Origin of the sequence: Pseudomonas sp. LjRoot71, from assembly GCF_964253255.1 — a bacterium.
Classification (GTDB): Bacteria; Pseudomonadota; Gammaproteobacteria; order Pseudomonadales; family Pseudomonadaceae; genus Aquipseudomonas.
Genome location: NZ_CAXURA020000001.1, coordinates 938,750 through 960,133, shown reverse-complemented (window position 1 = coordinate 960,133; position 21,384 = coordinate 938,750). Strand labels below are relative to the sequence as shown.

Below are 21,384 nucleotides of genomic sequence, written 5' to 3'. Positions count from 1 at the left end.
CCCGCTTGCGGGAGAGGGTTGGGGAGAGGGCTTTGACGTAGCACCCTCTCCCCCGGCCCCTCTCCCATAAATGGGAGAGGGGAGTGTTGTCCTCTTTAGATTTTCGAGCCTGCCATGCCCGACCTGCTTGCTGACTACCCCCTGACACCAGGGGCTTACCACGAACTGTTCGACGCCGAGGGTCAGGTGCGCCCGCACTGGCGCCTGTTGCTGGAGCGTTTGCAGCGCAGCAGCCCGGCGCAGCTGGCGCAGCGTCAGGCTCTGCTGGCGCGGCAGATTCAGGAAAATGGGGTGACTTACAACGTTTACGCCGACCCCGATGGCGCTGACCGGCCGTGGGAGCTGGATTTGCTGCCCAATTTGATTCCGGCCGAAGAATGGCAGCAGATCGCCGCTGGCGTTGCCCAGCGGGCCGGTTTATTAAATGCCGTGCTGGCCGACCTGTACGGCCCACAGCAGTTGCTGGCCGACGGCCTGTTGCCGGCAGAACTGGTGTTTGGCCACAACAATTACCTGTGGCCTTGCCAGGGTGTACAACCACCCGGTGGCACCTACCTGCACCTGTACGCGGTGGACCTGGCCCGTGCCCCGGATGGCCGCTGGTGGGTCACCGCCGACCGTACCCAGGCCCCGTCCGGTGCCGGTTATGCCCTGGAAAACCGGCAGATCGTCTCGCGCGCCTTTCCCGAGCTGTACCGCGACTTGCGCGTGCAATACCTGGCCGGCTTCTTCCGCACCCTGCAGGACACCCTGGCGCGGCAGGCTCCAACTGATGCGGGTGAAACGCCGCTGGTGGTGCTGCTGACCCCGGGGCGTTTTAACGAGAGCTATTTCGAGCACCTGTACCTGGCGCGCCAGCTCGGCTATCCCTTGGTGGAAGGCAGCGACCTGACCGTGCGTGATGCCAAGGTCTACCTGAAAACCCTGGCCGGCCTGCGCCGCGTGCATGCGGTGCTGCGCCGTCTGGATGACGATTTCTGCGATCCGCTGGAGCTGCGCACCGACTCGGCCCTCGGCGTGCCCGGCCTGCTCGAAGCCGTGCGCCAGGGCCATGTGCTGGTGGCCAATACCCTCGGCAGTGGCGTGCTGGAGTCCCCTGGCTTGCCGGGCTTTCTCCCGGCCATCGCGGAAAAATTATTGGGCGAAGAACTGCTGCTGCCCTCTATCGCCAGTTGGTGGTGCGGCGAGCCGCCGGTGTTGGACAAGGCCCTGGAACAGCTCGACGAGCTGCTGGTGCGCGCCAGTTTTCCCTCGCAGAGCTTTGCCCCGGTGTTTGGCCGTGATCTGGATGAGGCGCAGCGCGCCGAGCTGGCTGAACGGCTCAAGGCGCGGCCCTACGCCTATGTCGCCCAGGCGCTGGCGCAACTGTCACAAGCTCCGGTCTGGCAGCCTGAGGACGCGACGCTGGCACCGCGTGCGATTGGTATGCGGGTATTCGCCGTGGCCAGCGCCGAGGGCTATCGGGTGATGCCCGGTGGCCTGACTCGGGTCGCCGCCGAAGCCGACGCCGAAGTGGTGTCGATGCAGCGCGGTGGTGCGAGCAAGGACACCTGGGTGCTCGGTGAACGGCATGCCGGCGGCGAACCCTGGCAATGGCTGCGTCCGCTGGGCGTGGCCGACCTGGTGCGCAGTGACCCCTATCTGCCGTCGCGGGTGGTGGAAAACCTCTACTGGTTCGGCCGCTACAGCGAACGCTGCGAAGACGGTGCGCGGTTGCTGCGCATCATGCTGGCGCGCTATGTGGATGACGACGATGACCCGCAAGCGCTGCAAACCGCCCTGAGCCTGGCCGAGAGTCTGGGCCTGCTGCCGGATGCTGAGCATGGTGAGTTGCACCAGCGTCTGCTTGACGCTTTGTTGGGTGAGGACTGGCCGGACAGCCTGCGCGGTAATCTGCAGCGTCTGCAATGGGTGGCCGGCAGCGTGCGCGGCAAGCTGTCCCAGGCTAACTGGCAGGCCTTGCTCGAATTACAACGCGAGGCTCAGGCGCTGAGTCGCGAGCAGGCCGACTTCGGTGAGCTGCTGGATTTTCTCGACCGCCTGCTGCTGTCGCTGGCGGCGCTGTCGGGCTTTGCCCTGGATGACATGACCCGCGATGACGGTTGGCGCTTTCTGATGCTCGGGCGTTGTATCGAGCGCTTGCAGTTTCTCTGCGACAGCCTGGCCAACTTCCTCACCAGCAGCGCCGCGCAGGATCAGTCGGCGCTGGAGTGGCTGCTGGAACTGGGTAACAGCAGCATCACCTACCGCACCCGTTACCTGGCTTCGGCGCAACTGATTCCGGTGCTCGACCTGTTGCTGCTGGATGAGCAAAACCCGCATGCCGTGCTGTTCCAGATACGCACGTTGCTGCGCTCGCTGGAGCGCCTGGGCGAGCGTTTCGAGCTGCCAGCCGAGCGGCGCTTGCAGCATCTGGAGGGGCAATTGCTGCGCTTCAGTCTGGGCAGTCTGGAGAACCCGCTATTCGGTGCCGGCAGCGTGCAGGAGGTGCTGGAGGGCCTGGGCACTCTGCTCAGCAGTATCAGCCAGGCCAGCGGCGAAATTTCCGACCGCCTGGGCCTGCGTTTCTTTGCCCATGTCGATGCCAGTCAGCGGACGCAATCCTCATGAGCAGTGCTTTCTACCAGATACTCCACGACACCCATTACCGCTATGCCGCGCCGGTTTCCCTGGCCCAGCAACTGGCGCACCTGTGGCCGCGCGCCTGCCCCTGGCAGCGTAATCATGAACAGCAGCTGCTGGTCAGCCCGCAACCCTGCCAGCGCCAGGATGCCCTGGATGTGTTCGGCAACCCGCTGACCCGCCTGGTGTTTGAGCGTCCGCATGATGAGCTTAAGGTCAGCGCGCGGCTCAAGGTCGAGGTGCTGGCGCGGGGCGAGCTGGATTTGACGCAGTCGCCCGCCTGGGAGCAGGCCTGCACGGCGCTGCGTTACAGCGGCCAGGCGCTACTGCCCGAGGTGCTGGAGGCGGCGCGTTTTCGCTTCGAGTCGCCCTATGTGCACCTCAAGCAGGTGTTCAGCGATTACGCGGCGGATTGCTTTACCCCAGGCCGGCCGCTGTTGGCGGCGGTGGATGGGCTGATGCAAAAGATTTTTGCCGAATTCAGCTTTGATGCGGCGGCCACCCAGGTGGCGACGCCACTGCTGCAAGTGCTGGAGGAACGCCGCGGCGTGTGCCAGGACTTTGCCCACCTGATGCTCGCCTGTCTGCGTTCACGCGGCCTGGCGGCGCGCTATGTCAGTGGTTACCTGCTGACTCAGCCACCACCTGGCCAGCCTCGGCTGATCGGTGCCGATGCCTCGCACGCCTGGGTTTCGGTGTTTTGCCCAGAGCAGGGCTGGGTAGATTTCGACCCGACCAACAATATCCGCCCGGCGCTGGAACATATCACCCTGGCCTGGGGCCGGGATTTTGTCGATGTCTCACCGCTGCGCGGGGTGATTCTCGGCGGCGGCAGCCACGACCCTGAGGTACAGGTGACGGTGCTGCCGCTGGCGGGTTAAGCGCTCGATCGAGGGGCACCGTGCGCCGCAACAGTTCTTGGTCAGTAGGGTGCGCGCGGCGCACCCTACTGGCTTAGCGCTTGATGGCTTTCCAGGCGCGCGTTACCAGGCTTACCAGCAACAGCGCGATGGCTCCGGCGATGATCCCGGCGATGGCATTCAGCAAGGTCGGCAGCAGGGCGGCCAACAGACCACTGCTGGCGGCAACGCTTTGCGCCAATTGGTCGATCCACGCCTGTGCGGCAGGCACGCCGTGGGTGAGGATGCCGCCGCCGACCATAAACATGGCCGCAGTGCCGAGCACTGACAGGGCTTTCATCAGATAGGGTGCGGTCAGCAGCAGGCCACGACCGACGGCTCGTTGCAGACGCTTGCCCAGGCCTTCGCCGCTGCGTTGGTTGAGGTACAGGCCGGCGTCGTCCAGTTTGACGATGCCCGCCACCAGGCCATAGACGCCAACAGTCATCAGGATGGCGATACCGGACAGCACCGCGACCTGCTTGCCAAAACTGGCCAGGGCCACGGTGCCCAGGGTGATGGCGATGATCTCGGCCGAGAGAATAAAGTCGGTGCGGATAGCGCCTTTGATCTTGTCCTTCTCGAACGCCAGGATATCCACTTCGGGGTCGGCCACGGCATGCAGCAGTTCTTGATGTTGCGCCTGCGTCTCGGCCTTGCTGTGGAGGAATTTGTGCGCGAGTTTTTCGAAACCCTCATAACAGAGGAAGGCGCCGCCAAACATCAGCAGCGGAGTGACCGCCCATGGGGCGAAGGCGCTGATCAGCAATGCCGCAGGCACCAGGATCAGCTTGTTCTTGAACGAACCCTTGGCCACGGCCCAAACCACCGGCAGCTCACGTTCGGCACGCACGCCGGTGACCTGCTGGGCATTCAGCGCCAGGTCGTCACCGAGAACGCCGGCGGTTTTCTTGGCAGCGACTTTGGTCATCACCGCTACGTCATCGAGCACTGCGGCAATATCATCGAGCAGGGTTAACAGGCTAGCGCCGGCCATGCAGGGGATTCCTTTCTAGGTTTTCGGGTAATCGCCCAGCAGAACAGCAGGCGATGGTGCGCAGATTTATACGTGAGTCCACGCCCGTCAGCCATAGGCTGCCGTCATGTGTTTACCGCGCCGCACGAAAACCGGCTGTACCTAGTCGCTGCTGCCGCTGGCACCCCCGGCATAGGCGGCGAGCAGGCTGCGTAACAGATCATGGATAGGCATGGCACATCTCCTGGGGTGATGGCACGACCTTACGCCGCCGCTTGGTGCTTGGGCTGTTGATTGTATTGATGGCGCCCATAGCCAGCAGCCTGATCAGGACTTATGCACCGTGCGGGTGAGCAGTGCAGGGAGTTGTGCACAAAGACTGTGGAGTGAACTGTGGATAAGGTGGGCGTAGGCGTATGCACGCCTAGTCATCTGCTTGTTTGCGGCGGCTGTGTGTTTTTTGATCAGTGCATTATTTTGCGTAGAAACAACAGCTTAAGCTGTCTATTAAGGGCGCTGTGGGCCAGTGCTGAAGTTGTCCACGACTACTGTGGGTAGAGCTGTTGATAACTTTGGTATGGCTGCTTGCGAGGCTGATGATGCCTGGTTTTGCGCCACTTGATCGCTTTTTGAGCAGCCTGCGGTGTCCTTCCCATGCCTCACCTTGTGCCCGCCGAGTCAAGCAATAATCGCGCTAATTCAACGGTTTAGTGCAGCGGGTAAGACCGTTGCCAGGGACTTATCCCAGGTTGTTGTGGAACGATCTGTGGATAACCTGCGCACGCTTGTGCTCAGGCCACGCTGGGCGTGGCTTGAGCTCTGCAGGCTGTTTTTTGTACAGCTCGCTCAGTCTGCTTCCAGTGCGCTGATGCGGGTCGAGCGCCCCAGCACTTGCAGGGCGCGGTCCGGGTAGTCGGTGATCAGCGCGTCGGCCCCGAGATCAAGCAGGCGGCGCATGTCCGGTTGCTCGTTGATGGTCCACAACTGCACATTCAGGCCGCGTTGACTGGCGGTCTGTAACAGGCTGCGGCTAGCGATGGCCAGGCCACTGTGCGCTTCGGGAATCTGCAGCGCCTGGTAGGACGGCGACAGTACGCTGCCCAGGCCAATCCAGTTGAGAGCCAGCAGCAGACGCACCGAACCGGGCCCGGCAGACGTTGCTACGCCCGGACACTGTTCGCGGAACAGTTGCAGGCTGCGGTCATAGAAGCTGCCAACAATCACCTTGTCGCGCTGCTGGTGGGCGGTGAGGGTGTCACATAGCTGCGCTTCCATACCGACATCCGGCACCTTGATCTCGATCACCTTGGGGATGCTGGGAAATCGTTCGAGCACCTCGGTAAAGGTCGGGATACGCACGCCCTGGCCACGGTAAGGGTGGCTCTGGCCGCCGTCGGCGCTCCAGCGGTGCCCGGCGTCCAACGCTTGCAACTGCGCCAGGCTGCGCGCGGCCACCGGGCCATCGCCATTGGTGGTGCGATCCAGCGTCGAGTCGTGGATCACCACCAGCTCGCCGTCACTGGACAGGTGCAGGTCCATCTCCAGCATATCCACACCCAGGGCGCTGGCGCGCTCGAAGGCAAACAGGCTGTTTTCCGGCCACAGGCCTTTGCCGCCACGGTGGGCGATGACCAGCGGTTGTTCGGCAAAGCTGCTGAGCACTGCGGCGGGTTGGGCCGGTTTACTGGTCAGGGCCAGTACGCCGATGGCGATGGTCAGTAACAGCAGTGGAACAGAGAGAAAACGGACAACGCGCAGCATGGTCAGGGTCCAGGACAGTCAAGAGAGAGGAGGTTTAATACGCCTCGACTATGACAAAGCCATGGCGGCTGGACGAGAGGCGAAATGCGCCAGCCTAGCGACCTTTGCGGTCAGGAGTGGTTGGCCTGGCGGATGCGGGCAGACGCTTGCCGTCCACCCGAGCCAGTCACTTAGCCTGCCAGCAGCCAGGCGCCGGTGACTGCCGAAGCCGCGCCGAGTACGCGCACCACTGGCGCAGCGGCCTGGGGCAGCAGACGCACCAGGGCATAGCCGCTGGCGTGCAGAGCTGCGGTGGCGACCACGAAACCAGCAGCATAGCCCCATGGGCTGGCCAGCGTCGGCAGCTCCAGGCCGTGAGCGACGCCGTGGGTCAGGGCGAACAGCGCAGTCAGGGCGATGGCAATCACCATCGGCAGGCGGATGGCTACGGCTACCAGCAGACCGAAGGCCAGCACCGAAGCGGCGATGCCGGTTTCCATCAGCGGAATTTCCAGGCCGTTAAAGCCCAGCAGGCCGCCGATCAACATTGTGGCAACAAAGGTCAGCGGCAGCGCCCAGCGCGCTGCGCCGGATTGCTGCGCGGCCCACAGACCGACGGCGAGCATCGCCAGCAGATGGTCGAGGCCGAATACCGGGTGCGCCAGGCCGGCCATCAACCCGGAGTGATCGTTGCCGGTGTGGGCGAAGGCCACTGCTGGGCTGAGAAACAGGGCGAGAGCGAACAGGGATTTACGCAGGTTCATGAGGTGTCTCCTTACTGGGTGGCAAGGGAGAGGCCGCCCTCTCCCCCGACCCCTCTCCCGCAAGCGGTAGAGGGGAGGTGATTTGTCAGGCTGCGGTAAGCATGCCGTGTTGTTCGATAAAGGCGATGATCTGATCAAGCCCCTGGCCGATCTTCTGGTTGCTGAATACAAACGGCTTGTCGCCGCGCATCTTCAGGGTGTCGCGCTCCATCACCTCCAATGAGGCGCCGACCAACGGGGCCAGGTCGACCTTGTTGATCACCAGCAGGTCGGATTTGCAGATGCCAGGGCCGCCTTTGCGCGGCAGCTTGTCGCCGGCGGACACGTCGATTACATAGATGGTCAGGTCCGACAGCTCCGGGCTGAAGGTGGCCGAGAGGTTGTCGCCGCCGGACTCGACGATGATCAGGTCCAGGCCTGGGAAACGGCGGTTGAGCTGGTCGACTGCTTCCAGGTTGATCGAGGCGTCTTCGCGGATGGCGGTGTGCGGACAACCGCCGGTTTCCACGCCGATGATCCGTTCCGGTACCAGAGCTTCGTTACGCACCAGAAACTGCGCGTCTTCCTGGGTGTAGATATCGTTGGTCACCACCGCCAGGTTGTAGCGTTCGCGCAGGGCCAGGCACAGGGCCAGGGTCAGGGCGGTCTTGCCCGAGCCGACCGGGCCACCGATGCCGACACGCAGGGGTTGGCTGTTCATCTTCAAGTCTTCCTTATCATCAAGAACGGAATAAACGGCTGTACTGACGCTCGTGCGCCATGCTCGCCAGGGCCAGGCCGAATGCGGCGCTGCCCCAGTGTTCGGGTTGCAGTTCACTGGCGTGGCGCTGCGCCTGGTCGAGCAGCGGTAGCAGCTCTGAGGTCAGACGCTGGGCAGCTTGCTGGCCCAAGGGCAGGGTTTTCATCAACACTGCCAACTGGTTTTCCAGCCAGCCCCAGAGCCAGGCGGCGAGGGCATCTTCTGGTGCGATCTGCCAGGCGCGGGCGGCCAGCGCCCAGCCAACAGCCAAGCCAGGCTCGTCCAGCTCGTTGAACAGTTGCTGCGCCGGCTGATCCAGCTCCGGCAAACCTGTGAGTAGCTGCTGCAGCGAGTAGCCCATCTGCCGGCTTTCCAGGCGCAGCTCGCGGGTTTCACGGCTGGCGCGTTGCTGTTCGGCCAACTGGCGCAGCTGGGCCCAGTTCTCGCTGGCGGCGGCTTGGCAATGGGCAAGCAGCAGCGGCGCTTCAAAGCGAGCCAAGTTCAGCAGCAACTGATCGGCAATCCAGCGCTGGGCGCTCTCGGCGCTATCGACCCGGCCCTGTTCAACGGCCATTTCCAGACCCTGGGAATAGCTGTAGCCGCCAATCGGTAGCTGCGGGCTGGCCAGCCTCAATAGCTGCCAGGCGCGAAATGACACTGAACTGGCTGCGCTTGTCGATGCTGCGTTGCAAGGCTGCTCGGACTGCTCATTTAACATTTGTAAACTCCGCGTCCTCGCCACCTTGCGCCTTGCCTCGCCTGCGCTCGCTGGCGTTCAGAGCCATTTCGTTCACTTGCGCGCACCGAATTGATGCAGGCGCGGCGCATAGCTGAATTCGGCATCGCCAGCATGGGAATGGTGATGGCCGCCGCCGTAAGCGCCTTGCTCGGGCTGGTAGGGGGCTTCGATCAGTTCCACCGTGGCGCCGAGTTGTTCGAGCATGGCCTTGAGCACGTAGTCATCCGGCAGGCGCAACCAGCCATCACCGAGTTGCAGGGCCACGTGGCGGTTGCCCAGGTGATAGGCGGCACGCATCAGTTCGAAGGCATTGGTACAGGTGACGTGCAGCAGCGGTTCGGCGCGGGCGACCACACGGACGATGCGGCCATCTTCGGCTTGCAGGCATTCGCCGTCGTGCAGCGCAGGCTGGCCGCGTTCGAGAAACAGGCCCACATCCTCGCCGGTGCGGCTGAAGCAGCGCAGACGGCTTTTGCTGCGGGCCTCGAAGCTCAGTTCAAGTTCGGCATCCCAGTGTGGCTGGGCGGCAATACGACGGTGGATCACCAACATGGGGCAGTTTCCGGCAGGTCAATGCCGGTTATAGAGCAAGTGCCTTGCCAAACTGCTGCCTGGCCGCATGATGCGGGCTGTGCGGCGAGTGCCGTGCGTAAGTATTGGGCATTTCAGGCTGCGCTTTGGTGCGCACGCTAATAGTGTGCGCAATTGTGGTGCGCTAGTCGTTGTGCTGGCCCAGCCCTTGCCAGTGTTTGGCACCGATAAAGATAAAGCGCAGCTGCTCGATCATCTTCGCTTCAGGGGTGGCGTGCCGCGGCAAGGCGCGTGCCGGCGGGTCGATCAGTTCGGGCAGGGTGGCGAACACGGTCTTGACCACCAGGTCGGCCAGCACGTTCTGCGCCGGGGTATCGAAATGCTGCAGTTTCGGCATCTGCGCGAGGTCCGCCACCAGATCCGCAGTGATGCGTTCGCGCAATGCGCCTACGGCGAGGCGCACCGGCAGCGAGCCACCGTACTGTTCACGGGCGAGAAAGAGAAACTGCGAGCGGTTGGCCGCCACGGCGTCGAGGAAGATGCGCACTGAAGCGTCAATCACGCCGCCCAGCTCGAATTCGTGGTGGCGTACCTGGCGAATGGTTTCGCGAAAGGTTTCCCCCACTTCGGCCACCAGGGCCAGGCCGAGGGCGTCCATGTCGTCAAAGTGCCGATAGAAACCGGTTGGCACGATACCGGCACAGCGCGCCACTTCGCGCAGGCTCAGGCTACCAAAGCCACGGCCGCTGTCCATCAGGCTGCGGGCGGCGTCCATCAGGGCGTGACGGGTTTGCAGTTTTTGTTCGGCGCGCGGTTGTAGTGGTTTCAAACTTCAAGGCTCGGCATGGCGTTCAGCACCGCACTCTAACAAAGCGGCGTTGTAGACGTCGAACCGCGGTGTACGCTTTGAGTGTACGAGTGTTGACTGAGTGGGGTGGCTCTGCCAATCTAGTGAACAATTGTTCACTGGAGTCGTTCATGACCCTGATCTCATTTGCCTGGGTGCGCGCCTGTTCACGGTTGTTAGGGCCGTTGCGACGGCTGGTGGCGTACGGCTGGTTGCGCGAAAGCGATGTCGACGCCGTGCTGGCGCTCTTGCACCCGGCACTGCGTCTGAACCGCGTGTTCGCAAGGCTTACCCAGCGCCAGTGGGTGGCCGATGACATGCTCGAACTGAACTTGCAGGCCAACGGCAACTGGCGCGGCGCACAGCCAGGTCAGCATCTGCAGCTGTACCTCGAACGTGATGGCGTACGCTTGAGCCGCAGTTACAGCCTGACTGCCGTGCAGTCCAATGGCCGCGTGCAGATCGCCATCAAGCATCAGGCGGGTGGGCGGGTGTCGCCTTACCTGTTGGAACACTTGGCGGTGGGGGATGTGCTGGAACTGGGCCTGGTGCAGGGCGAGTTGAGCTGGCCCGAGACGCCGGACGCTGTGCTGCTGCTTGCGGCGGGCAGTGGCATCACGCCGCTGCTGGGCCTTTTGCGCAGCGCTCTGGCGCAGGGCTTCAGTGCGCCGATTACGCTGTTGCATTACGTGCGTGAGCAAGGTCAACGCGCCTTTGCTGCTGAATTGCAGGCGCTGCAAGCGCAGTACAGCAACTTGCAGGTGCGCTGGTCGCTGACGGCTGCCAGTGCCGAAGCCGGAGCATTGACCGGGCGCTTTAAGGCTGAGCATCTGCATTCGGTCACCGCGCTGCCCCAGTGCCGTGTGCTGGCCTGTGGCCCGGCAGGGTTTGTCGCACAGGTGCAGCAGTGGTGGCAGCAGGCTGCCTTGCCCGGTGCACTGCAAGTGGAGGCCTTTACCCCGCCTACATTCAATGCCGTCGAGGGGCTGCGTGCGGTGCGCCTGGGTTTTGCCCGCAGTCATCAACAGATGCAGGCCGACAACCAGCGCAGCCTGCTGGAACTGGCTGAAGCGCAGGGTTTGCAGCCGGCCCATGGCTGTCGCCAGGGCATCTGCGCCAGCTGCACCTGCACCCTGCTCAGCGGCACGGTGCGCGATATGCGCAGTGGTGCGCTGTTCAGCGAGCCGGGGCAGCCAATTCGTTTATGCGTCAGCGCGCCCCACGCTGATCTGGAAATCGACCTTTAACTTGCGAGGTAACCCCATGCGCGCTGACCGTCACCTGTCCGCTGCCGAGCTGGATGCATTCGGCCATGAGCTGGATGCGCTGCGCCAACGCACCCTGGCCGATCTTGGCGAGGCGGACGCCCGCTATATCCGCCGCATTCGCGCAGCGGTGCGGTTCTGTTGCTGGAGTGGACGCGGCCTGCTGATGCTCGGTTGGTTTCCGCCAACCTGGTTGCTCGGCACCTTGCTGCTGGGGCTGGGCAAGATCCTGGAGAATATGGAGCTGGGGCATAACGTCATGCACGGCCAGTATGATTGGATGAATGACCCCGAGTTTGCCGGGCGCAGTTATGAGTGGGATATCGCCGGACCGAGCGACTTCTGGCGGCACACCCACAACCATGTGCACCACACCTGGACCAATGTGCTGGGCATGGATGACGACGTTGGCTATGGCGTGGTGCGGCTGTTTCCCGAGCAGCGCTGGAAGCCGTTCTACCGCTGGCAGCCGCTGTGGGTGACGATTCAGGCGCTGTTGTTCCAGTATTCGGTGGCGATCCAGCACTTGCGTCTGGACAAGGTCTACAAGGGCAAGCTGAGCAAGGCCGAAGTGCGTCCGCTGATCAAACAGTTCAACGCCAAGGTACTGCGTCAGTGGGGCAAGGATTACCTGTTCTTCCCGCTGCTGGCGCTGCTGATCGGTGCCAATGCCCTGGCGGTGCTCGCCGGTAATGCCATGGCCAATCTGCTGCGCAACCTGTGGACCTTCACGGTGATTTTCTGCGGTCACTTTACCGAGCAGGCAGCGGTGTTCAGCAAGGAATCGGTGGTCGGCGAAAGCCGTGGGCACTGGTACCTGCGTCAACTGCGCGGGTCCAGCAACCTCAATGGTGGGCCGCTGTTTCATATTCTTACGGGCAACCTCAGTCACCAGATCGAACACCACCTGTTCCCCGATCTACCGGCGCGGCGCTATGCGGCGATGGCCGTGGAGGTGCGCGAGATTGCCGCGCGTTATGGTCAGGTCTACAACAACGGCAGCCTGTGGCGACAGTTCAAGACAGTACTGACGCGCATCTGGATCTACCGCCGGCGTCCGGTCGAGGCCGTGCCGGTGGGCGCTTAACGGCGCGAACCATTCACCCTACGAACGTACGCCGTAGCCCGGATGCAATCCGGGGCGCTTACATCCGGGCTACAAGGTCAGCGGGTAAACACGCAGGTCAGGTAGCGGTTGCTGAAACCGTAGCGCAGCATCGAATACAGCCGGCTGAACAGGTACAGCGGGTGCTGGCGGTAATACAGCAGCACGGCATTGCCGACGCCTTCGCTGCGGTGCTGTTTCTGTTGATCCACCTGTTTCGAGAACAACCCTTTGAACTGCCACCACTGAATCTGCTCCAGGTGCTGGTGGGCATGCAGCCCGTGCTGGCGGAACAGCGCATGAAAGCTGCGTTTGCTGAAATCATGCAGGTGGTGAGGATTGCCATCCAGGGTTGGAGTGATCGGCACCGATGCAATCACTTTGCCGTCTTGCACCAATAAACGCGCATAGTTGGCCAGCAGTTGCTGCGGACGCGGCAGGTGTTCGATGGTTTCCAGGCTGACAATGCAGTCGAAGCCCTCGGCGTCATGGAACTGTTCGGCGTCGGCGCATTCATAACGCAGGTTGGGCAGTTGGTAATGCTCGCGGGCGTAGGCAATGGCCGCAGGGTCAATGTCCACGCCAGTGACCTGTTTGCCAGGGTTGCGTTGGGCCAGCAGGGCGGTGCCATAACCGCAACCACAGGCCATATCCAGCACGCGCTGGCCGCTCAAGTGGTCGGCGGCGAACTCGTAGCGCTGCATGTGAATATGCAGGCTGGCCTGGTCATCCGGGTTCTGCGGGTTGAGGTCCTTCGGGTAAATCCGTTCGATGGTATGCATGGTCATGGCAGCGCAAAGAGGAGCCGGGACTATATGCCAGGCACGCACAGCTCGCCTACCCAATACGCGGCCCTGGCACGTTTTGTGGTTCGCACTTCTTTCTCGGCGGTATGACACAAGGAAGGTTTGCTATGTCGACAGCTTCTGCTCCCCGTTATCCCCTGGTTCTGGTGCCAGGCTTACTCGGCTTTGTCAGTCTGCTCGGTTATCCCTACTGGTACGGCATCGTCACGGCGCTGCGCCGCCTCGGTGCACAGGTCTTCCCGGTGCTGGTGTCTTCGGTGCACTCCACTGAAGTGCGCGGCGAGCAACTGCTGCTGCGCATCGCCGATGTGTTGCAGCAGACTGGCGCCGAAAAGGTCCATCTGATTGGCCACAGCCAGGGCGCCCTCACTGCACGCTATGCGGCCGCACTAAAACCCGAGTGGGTAGCGTCCGTGACTTCGGTGGCCGGGCCCAACCATGGCTCGGAACTGGCGGACTTTCTCAAACGCAAAGCCCCGCACGGCAGTCTGCGTGAGCGCATCTTGAGTGCCTTGCTGCGTGGCGTGGCCCGCTGCATGGCCTGGCTGGAGCGCGGTTATAAAGGCGAACCATTGCCCATGGATGTGGCCGCTGCGCAGCAATCGCTGACCCTGGACGGGGTGGCGGCCTTCAACCGGCAGTACCCGCAGGGCTTGCCGGAGGTCTGGGGTGGTGAGGGCGCGGCTGAGGTCAACGGCGTGCGCTACTACTCCTGGTCCGGCACCCTGCAGCCGGGTATCACCAATAAAGGTGGCAACCGCTTCGATGGGCCGAATGTTGCCTGCCGGCTATTTGCCAAAACCTTTCAGCGTGAACCGGGGCAGTGTGACGGCATGGTCGGGCGCTACAGTTCACACTTGGGTGTGGTGATTGGTGATCAGTACCCGCTGGATCACTTCGACATCATCAATCAGACCTTCGGTCTGGTCGGCAAAGGTGCGAAGCCGGTCAAGCTGTTTGTCGAACATGCGCAGCGGCTACAGGCAGCAGGCCTTTAGACTTCGTTTAGCTCAACCCAGATGCCCTGATCATCTTCGCGGATGGCAAGCTCTTGCAACGATTGCCCGGCACAAGGGCCGGCGACGCATTCGCCGGATTCGATGAGAAACAGTGCGCCGTGGGTGGCGCACTGGATCAGGCTGGCGCTGACATCGAGAAACTGGTCAGGCAGCCATTCCAACGGGATGCCGCGGTGCGGGCAGCGATTGCGGTAGGCATACAACTGGCCGTCCTTGCGCACGGCAAACAGCTGCTCACCGGCGGCTTCAAAGCCCCTGCTCTGGCCTTCGGCCACTTCATCCGGTGCACATAAACGCAACATAGCAACCTCCCCGACAGGCCGGCATTATGCCGCCCTGGCGCGGAAGTGAAAGAGGAGGGCGCATCCTTGCGCCAAGTGGAACGCTTTTTCGCGACGGGTTAATCGCGCGGTAGACGTGTTGCCGGGTCAGATTTCCCAGATCAGGTTGACGGCGGCGTGGCGCCCCGGCTGGCTGAAACGGCCCATGCTTGGGCTATTTTCGGTCAGGCCGCGTACGTCGCCCCATTGCCAGTACTCTTTGTCGGTCAGGTTGAACAAGCCGGCATTTACGGCGAGGGCGTCACTCAGCTGCCACCAGCCGTTGAGGTCGAGTACGCCATAACCCGATGTCTCGGCATGATTGGCGGTCTGGGTCATGTCGACGCGGGTTTTCGCCGCCACCAGGGTCCAGCTCAGCTCGCCGCCAAACGTTCTGCTCGGCGCGATGTAGCCCAGGCCGAACACCCCCTTGAGCGGGTCGACACTGTTGATCGGCTGGCCTGTGCCTTCATCCTTGCCGCGGGCGTAGGCCACGCTGCCACGGGCCTTCCAGCCGACTGGAAGACCGAGTTGATCAAGGAACAGTTCGCCTTTGGCTTCCGCCCCGCGGATGATGACGCGGTCTTTGTTGACGTACTGGAACTCGCCGAAGGGGAAGCCTGGCACGCTGGATGGGCGTTCGTCTCGTTCAATAAAGTCGTCGTACTGGTTGTAGAACAGCGCCGCGCCAAAGCTGCCGATGGCGTACTGACCACGCAGGCCTAGCTCGAAGCTATCGCTGGTTTCGGCTTTCAGGTTGGTATTGGCCAGGGTGCGGTACATGCCGGGGTTGGCGAACTCGCCAAAGATCTCGATCGCCTGCGGTGCGCGGAAGCCAGCGGCGTACTGACCGTAGACACTGTGGGCGTCGTCAATCTGATAGGTCGCGCCGAACTTGGGTGAAAGCGCCGAGTCCTTGAAGTCACCTGGGTTGCGATCCGTTGCCTGACTGTTGAGGTATTTCTGGGTGACGTGTGGGCTCATCTCATAGTGGTCGTAGCGCAGGCCTGGTAGCAGGGTCCAGCGACCGATGCTGATACTGTCCTGGGCGAACAGGGCGTATTCCTTGGTCGTTGGGTCGGGGAAGTCACTGGTGGGCAGTACCGGTGTATTCACTCCGGTGGCCAGTACGGTTTCACCGCCTTCGCGCAGGTCTGCGTTCTTCAGGTGTTTGACGTCCAGGCCATATACCAGCGCATGTTGCGTGCTGCCGATGTTGAATGCCTTGTCCAGCTTGGTGTTGAACGCCCAGAGCTGTTCTTCGTAGTACGAATCACGTGTCCGATAACGCGCGCCACCGCCCACTACGCGGTCCTCGAACGTTTGCTGACGGGTCTGGCTGTCCTGGTAGCTGAGCTGACTGTGAATCTGGTCAACCAGCAGGGTGTCGAGTTGCTGGGTATGGGCGAGGGAGTAGCGCTCACGATCAACCCGGTCTTCAGCATCCTGGGTGCGGATGGTGGCGGTATTGCTGTAATTGCTCAGCACGCGGGTGTCGGTGTCGTCCTGGTAACGCTCGTAGGTCAGCTGCAGGCGGCCGCTGTCGCTGTAATCCCAGCCGAATTTGCTCAGCAGGTTGTCGGTGCGGTAATCCAGCGGATTGGCCTGCTCGCGGGTGGCGCCGATACCGCTCAGGCCGCCGTGGGTGTCGGTGGCTTGGCCACTGCGTCGACCCAGGTGCAGCAGGCCGTCGACCTGGCCCAGGCGTGCAGCGAAGGTGGCGCTGCGCTGCCAGCTGTCATCGCTGCCGTCGTAACCGGTTTTCAGGCGCGCGTAAGCGTCATCGCTTTCGTCCAGATAGTCGCCGGCATCCTTGGTCAGGAAGCTCACCGCGCCGCCAATCGCATCGCTGCCATACAGCGAGCTGGCGGGGCCGCGGATGATTTCCACCTTTTTGACGGTGTCGACGTCAACGTAATCGCGTTTGGCACTAAGGAAGCCGCCGAAGGAGAAGGCGTCCGGCATCCCGATGCCGTCTACCTGGGTCAGCACGCGGTTGCCGCCTATACCGCGGATTGTAAAGCCCGAAAGGCCAAAGCGATCACCACTGCCACCGACTGACACGCCGGGTTCGTAGCGCACCAGATCCTGAATGTTCTTCACGTTTTTCTGATCGATATCACGCTCGGTCTGCACCGACACAGTGCTGGGCACCTGATCAAGGGTCTGCTCGGTGCGAGTCGCGGTGACGGTGACCGTATCGAACTGGTTGGGGGCTTTTTCTGCGGCCAGCGCCAGCGAGGGGCTTAGCAACAGCAGGGCAAGCCAGGGACGACGGGCGAATGGAGGACTTCTGTGCATGTAGACTCCAGGGACATACGGGCGGTTGCTCTGACCGCCGGGTTGGCATCGGCCGGCAAGCTAAACCATGTTGACACGCTAATGCAAATAATTATCAAATAGATTCGTATTTGAATTGGTGCGTATCGGCATGCTTCGTCTATTGCTCTCCCTGCTGCTGTCAGTGGCGCTGCATCTTGCGGGCTGGCAGTTGTTTGGCATGGCGCAACCTGTGCTGTTGGGCGCCGCTTACGCGACCGTGCAAGCGCCAGAACCGCCTATCACGGCGGTGTTTTTGGCCCCTGCGGCGGTTGCGCAAAGCGCACCGTCATTGCCTGTTGCGCCGCCCAAGGCCGCGTTACCGAGCAAGCCGGTGGCGGTGAAGACGTTTAGACCGGCGCTGGCCGCCCAGGCGAAACCTGCGCCGTTGCCGGCAACCGTGAAGCAAACCGTCGCGCGCCCCGCCCCTGCTGACGTTGTCAGTGCACAGGCTGCTGCTGCGCCGGCACAGGTCGAGTCAGCCAGGCCGGCCAGGCCAGCCAGTGCAGCAGTCGCTGCGGAGGTGCTCAGTCGTAAGCCGAGTTTTCGTGAGCCGCCGCGTCAACCGAGTTACCCATCCCAGGCGCGCCGTCGTAACCAGCAGGGGGTTGTTCTGTTGGAGGTGCGCCTGGATGCGCTGGGGCAGCAGCGCAGCCTCAATGTGCTGCGTTCCTCTGGCGTTGAGAGTCTTGATCGTGCGGCGTTGCAGGCCGTTGCCGCATGGCGCTTCAACCCTGAAACCACAGATGGCCAGGCAGTCCCTAGCCGGGTTCATATCCCGATCCAGTTTGCCCTGACGGCGAGCCGGTGATTACCAGTGAGGAGTTTTCCATGAATACCCATGCCCAGCCCATTGCGGCTACCAATGATCTCTACCTGGCCTGGCAAGTCCTGCGCAATGAACAACCGCGTCTGCGCGCACGTGATGCCGCCGAGCGTCTGGCGGTCAGCGAGGCCGAGCTGGTGGCCAGCCGCCTGGGCATCGATACCCTGCGTTTGCGCCCGGAGTGGGCGCAGTTGCTGCCTGCATTGGGTGAACTGGGTTATGTGATGGCGCTGACCCGCAACGAGCATTGCGTGCATGAACGCAAGGGCTACTACCGCGAGGTCACAGTGACCGGTAATGGCCAGATGGGCCTGGTGGTGTCGGCGGATATCGACCTGCGCCTGTTCCTGGGGGGCTGGGCCAGCGTGTTTGCCATTGAAGAGCAAACCGGCAAGGGCGCCCAGCGCAGCATTCAGGTGTTTGATCGCCAAGGCACAGCGGTACACAAGGTGTTCCTTACCGAGGACAGCCAGCTACAGGCTTGGGAACCGTTGCTGGAGCGTTTTGCCGCCAGTGAGCAGTGTGCCGAGCTGGACCTGCAGCCCCTGCCGCAGGCTACTCCAGCTCAGGCCGATGCAGTGATTGATACCAATGCGTTGCGCGTAGGCTGGTCGACGCTGAAGGATACCCACCACTTCTTTGCCCTGCTGAAGAAGCACGGCACCACCCGTACCCAGGCGCTGCGTCTGGCGGGGCGTGAATGGGCTGAACCTCTGCCGGTGAGTGAGTTGCCGAAGCTGCTGGAGCAGGCGGGCGCACGGCAAGTGCCGATCATGGTGTTTGTCGGCAACCGCCACTGCATCCAGATCCACTCCGGGCCGGTGAAGAACCTGCGCTGGATGGACACTTGGTTCAACGTGTTGGACCCCGAGTTCAACCTGCACCTGAAAACCCCGGGCGTGACCGAGCTGTGGCGTGTGCGCAAGCCCAGCACCGATGGCGTGATCACCAGCTGGGAGGCATTTGACGCTGACGGTGAGCTGGTGGTGCAGCTGTTCGGCGCGCGCAAGCCGGGCGTCCCGGAGCGTGAAGACTGGCGTGCCCTGGCCGAGGAGGCCGTAGCCCTGCCGGCCTGAGTCGGTTTATCCATTTGTAGTTGCAGCGCCGCGTCACTGGCTTGGCCAGGGCCGGCGCTCCCCTCTGTTGTCCGAGAGAATCCTTATGAAACGCCTTAGCTCTCTGCTCGCCCTGGGTGCGAGCCTGTTGTCCTGTTCCTGGCTGATGTCCGCCGAATCACTGCCGCAGCGCTGGATCAGTTCCGGTGGCTCGCTTAGCGAGTGGGTGGTGGCGTTGGGCGGCGAGAACCGTCTGGTTGGGGTGGACAGCACCAGTCAGCACCCGCAATCGTTACGCGCGTTGCCCAGTATTGGTTATCAGCGCCAGCTGGCGGCTGAAGGCATGCTGGCCCTGCGCCCGGATATCTTGATCGGCAGTGAAGAGATGGGGCCGCCGCCAGTGCTGACGCAATTACGCGATGCCGGTGTGCGGGTGGAAATGCTCTCGTCCAAGGCGGATTTGAACAGTTTGCAGGCCAGTCTGCAGCGCATCGGCACGTTGCTGGGCGAGCCGCAACGCGCCGATCAGGCCTTTGCGGCTTATCAGCAGCGCTTGCAGCAGCAGGCTGACTGGCTGCTGACCGCACAGCGGCAACAGGCGGCGCCGGGTGTGCTGCTGTTGCTTGGCCATGCCGGTGGCAGCCCGATGGTTGGCGGCAAGCACACGTCGGCCGATTGGCTGATCGAGCGTGCCGGCGGGCGCAACCTGGCCACTCACAACGGTTTCAAGGCGTTGTCCACCGAAGCCCTGCTGGCGCTGGATCCCGAGGTGGTGATCATTGCCGACCGCAGCCTGTCCGGTGACGCCGCACGTACGGCACTGCTGCAGCAGAATCCCGCGCTGGCGGCGACCCGCGCCGCGCGTAACCAGCGTTTGCTGATGCTGGATCCGACGCTGCTGGTCGGTGGCCTTGGCCCGCGTTTGCCGGATGGGCTGGCGGCCTTGTCCGCAGCCTTTTATCCTGCCAGCCAACCTCTGGTCGCCGAAGCTAAGCCCACGCCATGAATCCTGTTATCCGACCGCGCTCACTGTTTATTGCACTGAGCCTGTTGCTGGCGCTTGCGCTCTGGTTATCCCTGGCGTTGGGGCCGGTCAGCCTGCCGTTGCTCGACACCCTCAAGGCGGCGCTGCGGCTGCTGGGTTTGCCACTACCGGCTGAGGGCTTGGCCCAGGCGGAGCTGATTCTTGGACAAATTCGCCTGCCGCGCACCCTGCTGGGCTTGTTGGTCGGTTCGGTGCTGGCGCTGTGTGGGGTGGCGATGCAGGGGCTGTTTCGCAACCCGCTGGCTGACCCGGGTTTGATTGGTGTGTCCAGTGGTGCGGCGTTGGGCGCTGCGGTGGCCATCGTCGGCGGTGCGGCGCTGGGCGGCTTGCCGGAAGCGTTCGCGCCCTATCTATTGTCGCTGTGTGCCTTTATTGGCGGCTTGGGCGTGACCGCACTGGTCTATCGTCTGGGCCGGCGTGATGGTGAAACCCATGTGGCGACCATGCTCCTGGCCGGTATCGCCCTGACTGCCTTGGCTGGCGCAGCCATCGGCCTGTTCACTTACCTGGCCGATGACGCCACCTTGCGCACCCTGACGTTCTGGAACCTGGGCAGCCTCAACGGTGCCAGTTACCCGCGCTTGTGGCCGCTGTTGCTGGTGACGGCCGCCGTCGCGCTGTGGCTGCCGCGCCGAGCCAAGGCGCTGAATGCCTTGCTGTTGGGCGAATCCGAGGCACGTCACCTGGGTTTTGCGGTTGAACGAATCAAGGCCGAGCTGGTGTTTTGCACCGCCCTTGGTGTAGGTGCCGCGGTGGCGGCTGCGGGGATGATCGGCTTTATCGGCCTGGTCGTGCCGCATCTGGTACGCCTGCTGGTGGGGCCGGATCATCGCGTGTTGTTGCCGGCCTCGGCCCTGGCCGGTGCCAGCCTGTTGCTGCTGGCGGATCTGGTCGCGCGGCTGGTGCTGGCACCGGCCGAATTGCCGATCGGTATTGTCACGGCGCTGATTGGCGCGCCGTTCTTTCTGTATCTGTTGCTGCGGGGACGTACCTGATGCTGCGCGCAGAAAATCTTTCAGTTCAGCGCGGTCCGTGCACGGTGTTGGCGGATATCAACCTGGAGCTGCGTCCGGGTGAAGTGCTTGGTGTGCTGGGGCCCAATGGTGCTGGCAAGAGCACCTTGCTAGGCGCTTTGTGTGGTGAGCTGCCGCCGAGCCAGGGCGATGTCTGGCTGGATCAGCGGCGGCTGCAGGACTGGCCCGGCAGCGAGCGCGCGCAACGCCTGGCGGTGTTGCCGCAGACCTCGACGCTGAACTTTGCCTTTCGTGTGGAGGAAGTGGTCGGCATGGGCCGCCTGCCTCACGCCAGCGGGCGTGTGCGCGATGCACAGATCATCAAGCAGGCGCTGGAGGCGGCCGATGCCTTGCACCTGGCCGGGCGCAGTTACCTGGCGCTGTCCGGCGGCGAGCGTCAGCGCGTGCACCTGGCACGGGTACTGGCGCAGCTCTGGCCGGGTGGGGAAGGGCAGGTGCTGCTGCTCGATGAGCCGACGTCAATGCTCGACCCATTGCATCAGCACACCACATTGCAGGCCACGCGCGCTTTTGTTGAGCAGGGCGCAGCAGTGCTGGTGATTCTTCACGACCTCAATCTGGCCGCGCGTTACTGCGATCGCTTGTTGCTATTGGAACGTGGCCGCCCCCATGCGCTTGGTCGCCCCGAAGCGGTGCTGCAAGCCGAGCCATTGCAAGCGGTATTCGGTTTGGAGGTGCTGGTGCAGCAGCATCCAGAACGGGGCCATCCTTTAATCGTTGCTCGTTAAGGTCT

Annotated in this window: 20 protein-coding genes; 10 read left to right on the top strand and 10 right to left on the bottom strand. The window is 63.0% G+C overall.

Going from position 1 to position 21,384, the window contains the following annotated elements; translation table 11 throughout:
- The first annotated feature begins 114 nt into the window (after positions 1–114).
- Entirely contained in the window at positions 115–2,610 is a 2,496-nt protein-coding gene (locus ACSQ17_RS04595) for a circularly permuted type 2 ATP-grasp protein (protein WP_436067766.1), read from the top strand.
- A complete protein-coding gene (locus ACSQ17_RS04590) occupies positions 2,607–3,503 on the top strand; it encodes a transglutaminase family protein (protein WP_436067765.1) in 897 nt (298 codons plus the stop codon). Before ACSQ17_RS04595 ends, ACSQ17_RS04590 begins: the two co-directional genes overlap by 4 nt.
- Before the next feature lie 73 nt (positions 3,504–3,576).
- On the opposite strand, the gene ACSQ17_RS04585 is transcribed toward ACSQ17_RS04590, so the two are convergent.
- The 7 genes from ACSQ17_RS04585 to ACSQ17_RS04555 form a co-directional block, all read right to left on the bottom strand.
- A complete protein-coding gene (locus ACSQ17_RS04585; protein WP_436067764.1) occupies positions 3,577–4,518 on the bottom strand; it encodes a DUF808 domain-containing protein in 942 nt (313 codons plus the stop codon).
- A gap of 825 nt (positions 4,519–5,343) precedes the next feature.
- Positions 5,344–6,258: a glycerophosphodiester phosphodiesterase gene (locus ACSQ17_RS04580; RefSeq protein WP_436067763.1), complete on the bottom strand. Its 915-nt coding sequence runs from the start codon at positions 6,256–6,258 to the stop codon at positions 5,344–5,346.
- Between the two features lie 170 nt (positions 6,259–6,428).
- Positions 6,429–7,001 (bottom strand): HupE/UreJ family protein, encoded by a 573-nt coding sequence (locus ACSQ17_RS04575; protein WP_436067762.1) that lies wholly within the window; start codon positions 6,999–7,001, stop codon positions 6,429–6,431.
- A gap of 85 nt (positions 7,002–7,086) precedes the next feature.
- Positions 7,087–7,701: an urease accessory protein UreG gene (gene ureG, locus ACSQ17_RS04570; protein WP_436067761.1), complete on the bottom strand. Its 615-nt coding sequence runs from the start codon at positions 7,699–7,701 to the stop codon at positions 7,087–7,089.
- Between the two features lie 19 nt (positions 7,702–7,720).
- Positions 7,721–8,458 (bottom strand): urease accessory protein UreF, encoded by a 738-nt coding sequence (locus tag ACSQ17_RS04565; RefSeq protein ID WP_436067760.1) that lies wholly within the window; start codon positions 8,456–8,458, stop codon positions 7,721–7,723.
- A 72-nt stretch (positions 8,459–8,530) separates the two neighbouring features.
- Positions 8,531–9,031 carry an urease accessory protein UreE gene (ureE, locus tag ACSQ17_RS04560; protein ID WP_436067759.1) on the bottom strand — a complete coding sequence of 167 codons (501 nt, stop codon included), beginning with the start codon at positions 9,029–9,031 and terminating at the stop codon, positions 8,531–8,533.
- 163 nt (positions 9,032–9,194) lie between these two features.
- Positions 9,195–9,785: a TetR family transcriptional regulator gene (locus tag ACSQ17_RS04555; RefSeq protein WP_436070429.1), complete on the bottom strand. Its 591-nt coding sequence runs from the start codon at positions 9,783–9,785 to the stop codon at positions 9,195–9,197.
- Positions 9,786–9,988: 203 nt separating this feature from the next.
- Between ACSQ17_RS04555 and ACSQ17_RS04550 the strand changes: the two genes are divergently transcribed.
- Positions 9,989–11,104, top strand: coding sequence for a flavin reductase family protein (locus tag ACSQ17_RS04550; protein ID WP_436067758.1), 1,116 nt, complete (start codon positions 9,989–9,991; stop codon positions 11,102–11,104).
- Positions 11,105–11,120: 16 nt separating this feature from the next.
- Entirely contained in the window at positions 11,121–12,209 is a 1,089-nt protein-coding gene (locus ACSQ17_RS04545) for a fatty acid desaturase family protein (RefSeq protein WP_436067757.1), read from the top strand.
- A gap of 77 nt (positions 12,210–12,286) precedes the next feature.
- Here the strand turns inward: ACSQ17_RS04545 and ACSQ17_RS04540 are convergent, their stop codons facing one another.
- On the bottom strand, positions 12,287–13,015 hold the full coding sequence (locus ACSQ17_RS04540; RefSeq protein ID WP_436067756.1) for a class I SAM-dependent methyltransferase: 729 nt from the start codon (positions 13,013–13,015) through the stop codon (positions 12,287–12,289).
- Positions 13,016–13,140: 125 nt separating this feature from the next.
- Between ACSQ17_RS04540 and ACSQ17_RS04535 the strand changes: the two genes are divergently transcribed.
- Positions 13,141–14,031 carry an esterase/lipase family protein gene (locus ACSQ17_RS04535; RefSeq protein ID WP_436067755.1) on the top strand — a complete coding sequence of 297 codons (891 nt, stop codon included), beginning with the start codon at positions 13,141–13,143 and terminating at the stop codon, positions 14,029–14,031.
- Here ACSQ17_RS04535 and ACSQ17_RS04530 read toward each other — a convergent pair.
- Together ACSQ17_RS04530 and ACSQ17_RS04525 are read right to left on the bottom strand one after the other, a co-directional pair.
- The gene (locus tag ACSQ17_RS04530; RefSeq protein ID WP_436067754.1) at positions 14,028–14,354 is read right to left on the bottom strand and encodes a Rieske (2Fe-2S) protein; all 327 of its coding nucleotides are present in this window, start codon (positions 14,352–14,354) and stop codon (positions 14,028–14,030) included. The genes ACSQ17_RS04535 and ACSQ17_RS04530 overlap by 4 nt on opposite strands.
- 126 nt (positions 14,355–14,480) lie before the next feature.
- Complete coding sequence (locus ACSQ17_RS04525; RefSeq protein WP_436067753.1) at positions 14,481–16,673, bottom strand: TonB-dependent hemoglobin/transferrin/lactoferrin family receptor; 2,193 nt, start codon at positions 16,671–16,673, stop codon at positions 14,481–14,483.
- A 130-nt stretch (positions 16,674–16,803) separates the two neighbouring features.
- Between ACSQ17_RS04525 and ACSQ17_RS04520 the strand changes: the two genes are divergently transcribed.
- From ACSQ17_RS04520 to ACSQ17_RS04500, 5 genes are all read left to right on the top strand, one after another.
- Positions 16,804–17,502, top strand: a complete 699-nt coding sequence (locus ACSQ17_RS04520) for a TonB family protein (RefSeq protein WP_436067752.1) — start codon at positions 16,804–16,806, stop codon at positions 17,500–17,502.
- Positions 17,503–17,522: 20 nt separating this feature from the next.
- Positions 17,523–18,593 carry a hemin-degrading factor gene (locus ACSQ17_RS04515; RefSeq protein ID WP_436067751.1) on the top strand — a complete coding sequence of 357 codons (1,071 nt, stop codon included), beginning with the start codon at positions 17,523–17,525 and terminating at the stop codon, positions 18,591–18,593.
- Positions 18,594–18,678: 85 nt separating this feature from the next.
- Positions 18,679–19,578, top strand: a complete 900-nt coding sequence (locus ACSQ17_RS04510; protein WP_436067750.1) for a heme/hemin ABC transporter substrate-binding protein — start codon at positions 18,679–18,681, stop codon at positions 19,576–19,578.
- Entirely contained in the window at positions 19,575–20,612 is a 1,038-nt protein-coding gene (locus ACSQ17_RS04505; RefSeq protein ID WP_436067749.1) for a FecCD family ABC transporter permease, read from the top strand. The genes ACSQ17_RS04510 and ACSQ17_RS04505 overlap by 4 nt, the downstream gene beginning before the upstream one ends.
- Positions 20,612–21,379 carry a heme ABC transporter ATP-binding protein gene (locus tag ACSQ17_RS04500; RefSeq protein WP_436067748.1) on the top strand — a complete coding sequence of 256 codons (768 nt, stop codon included), beginning with the start codon at positions 20,612–20,614 and terminating at the stop codon, positions 21,377–21,379. The genes ACSQ17_RS04505 and ACSQ17_RS04500 overlap by 1 nt, the downstream gene beginning before the upstream one ends.
- Positions 21,380–21,384: the final 5 nt, after the last annotated feature.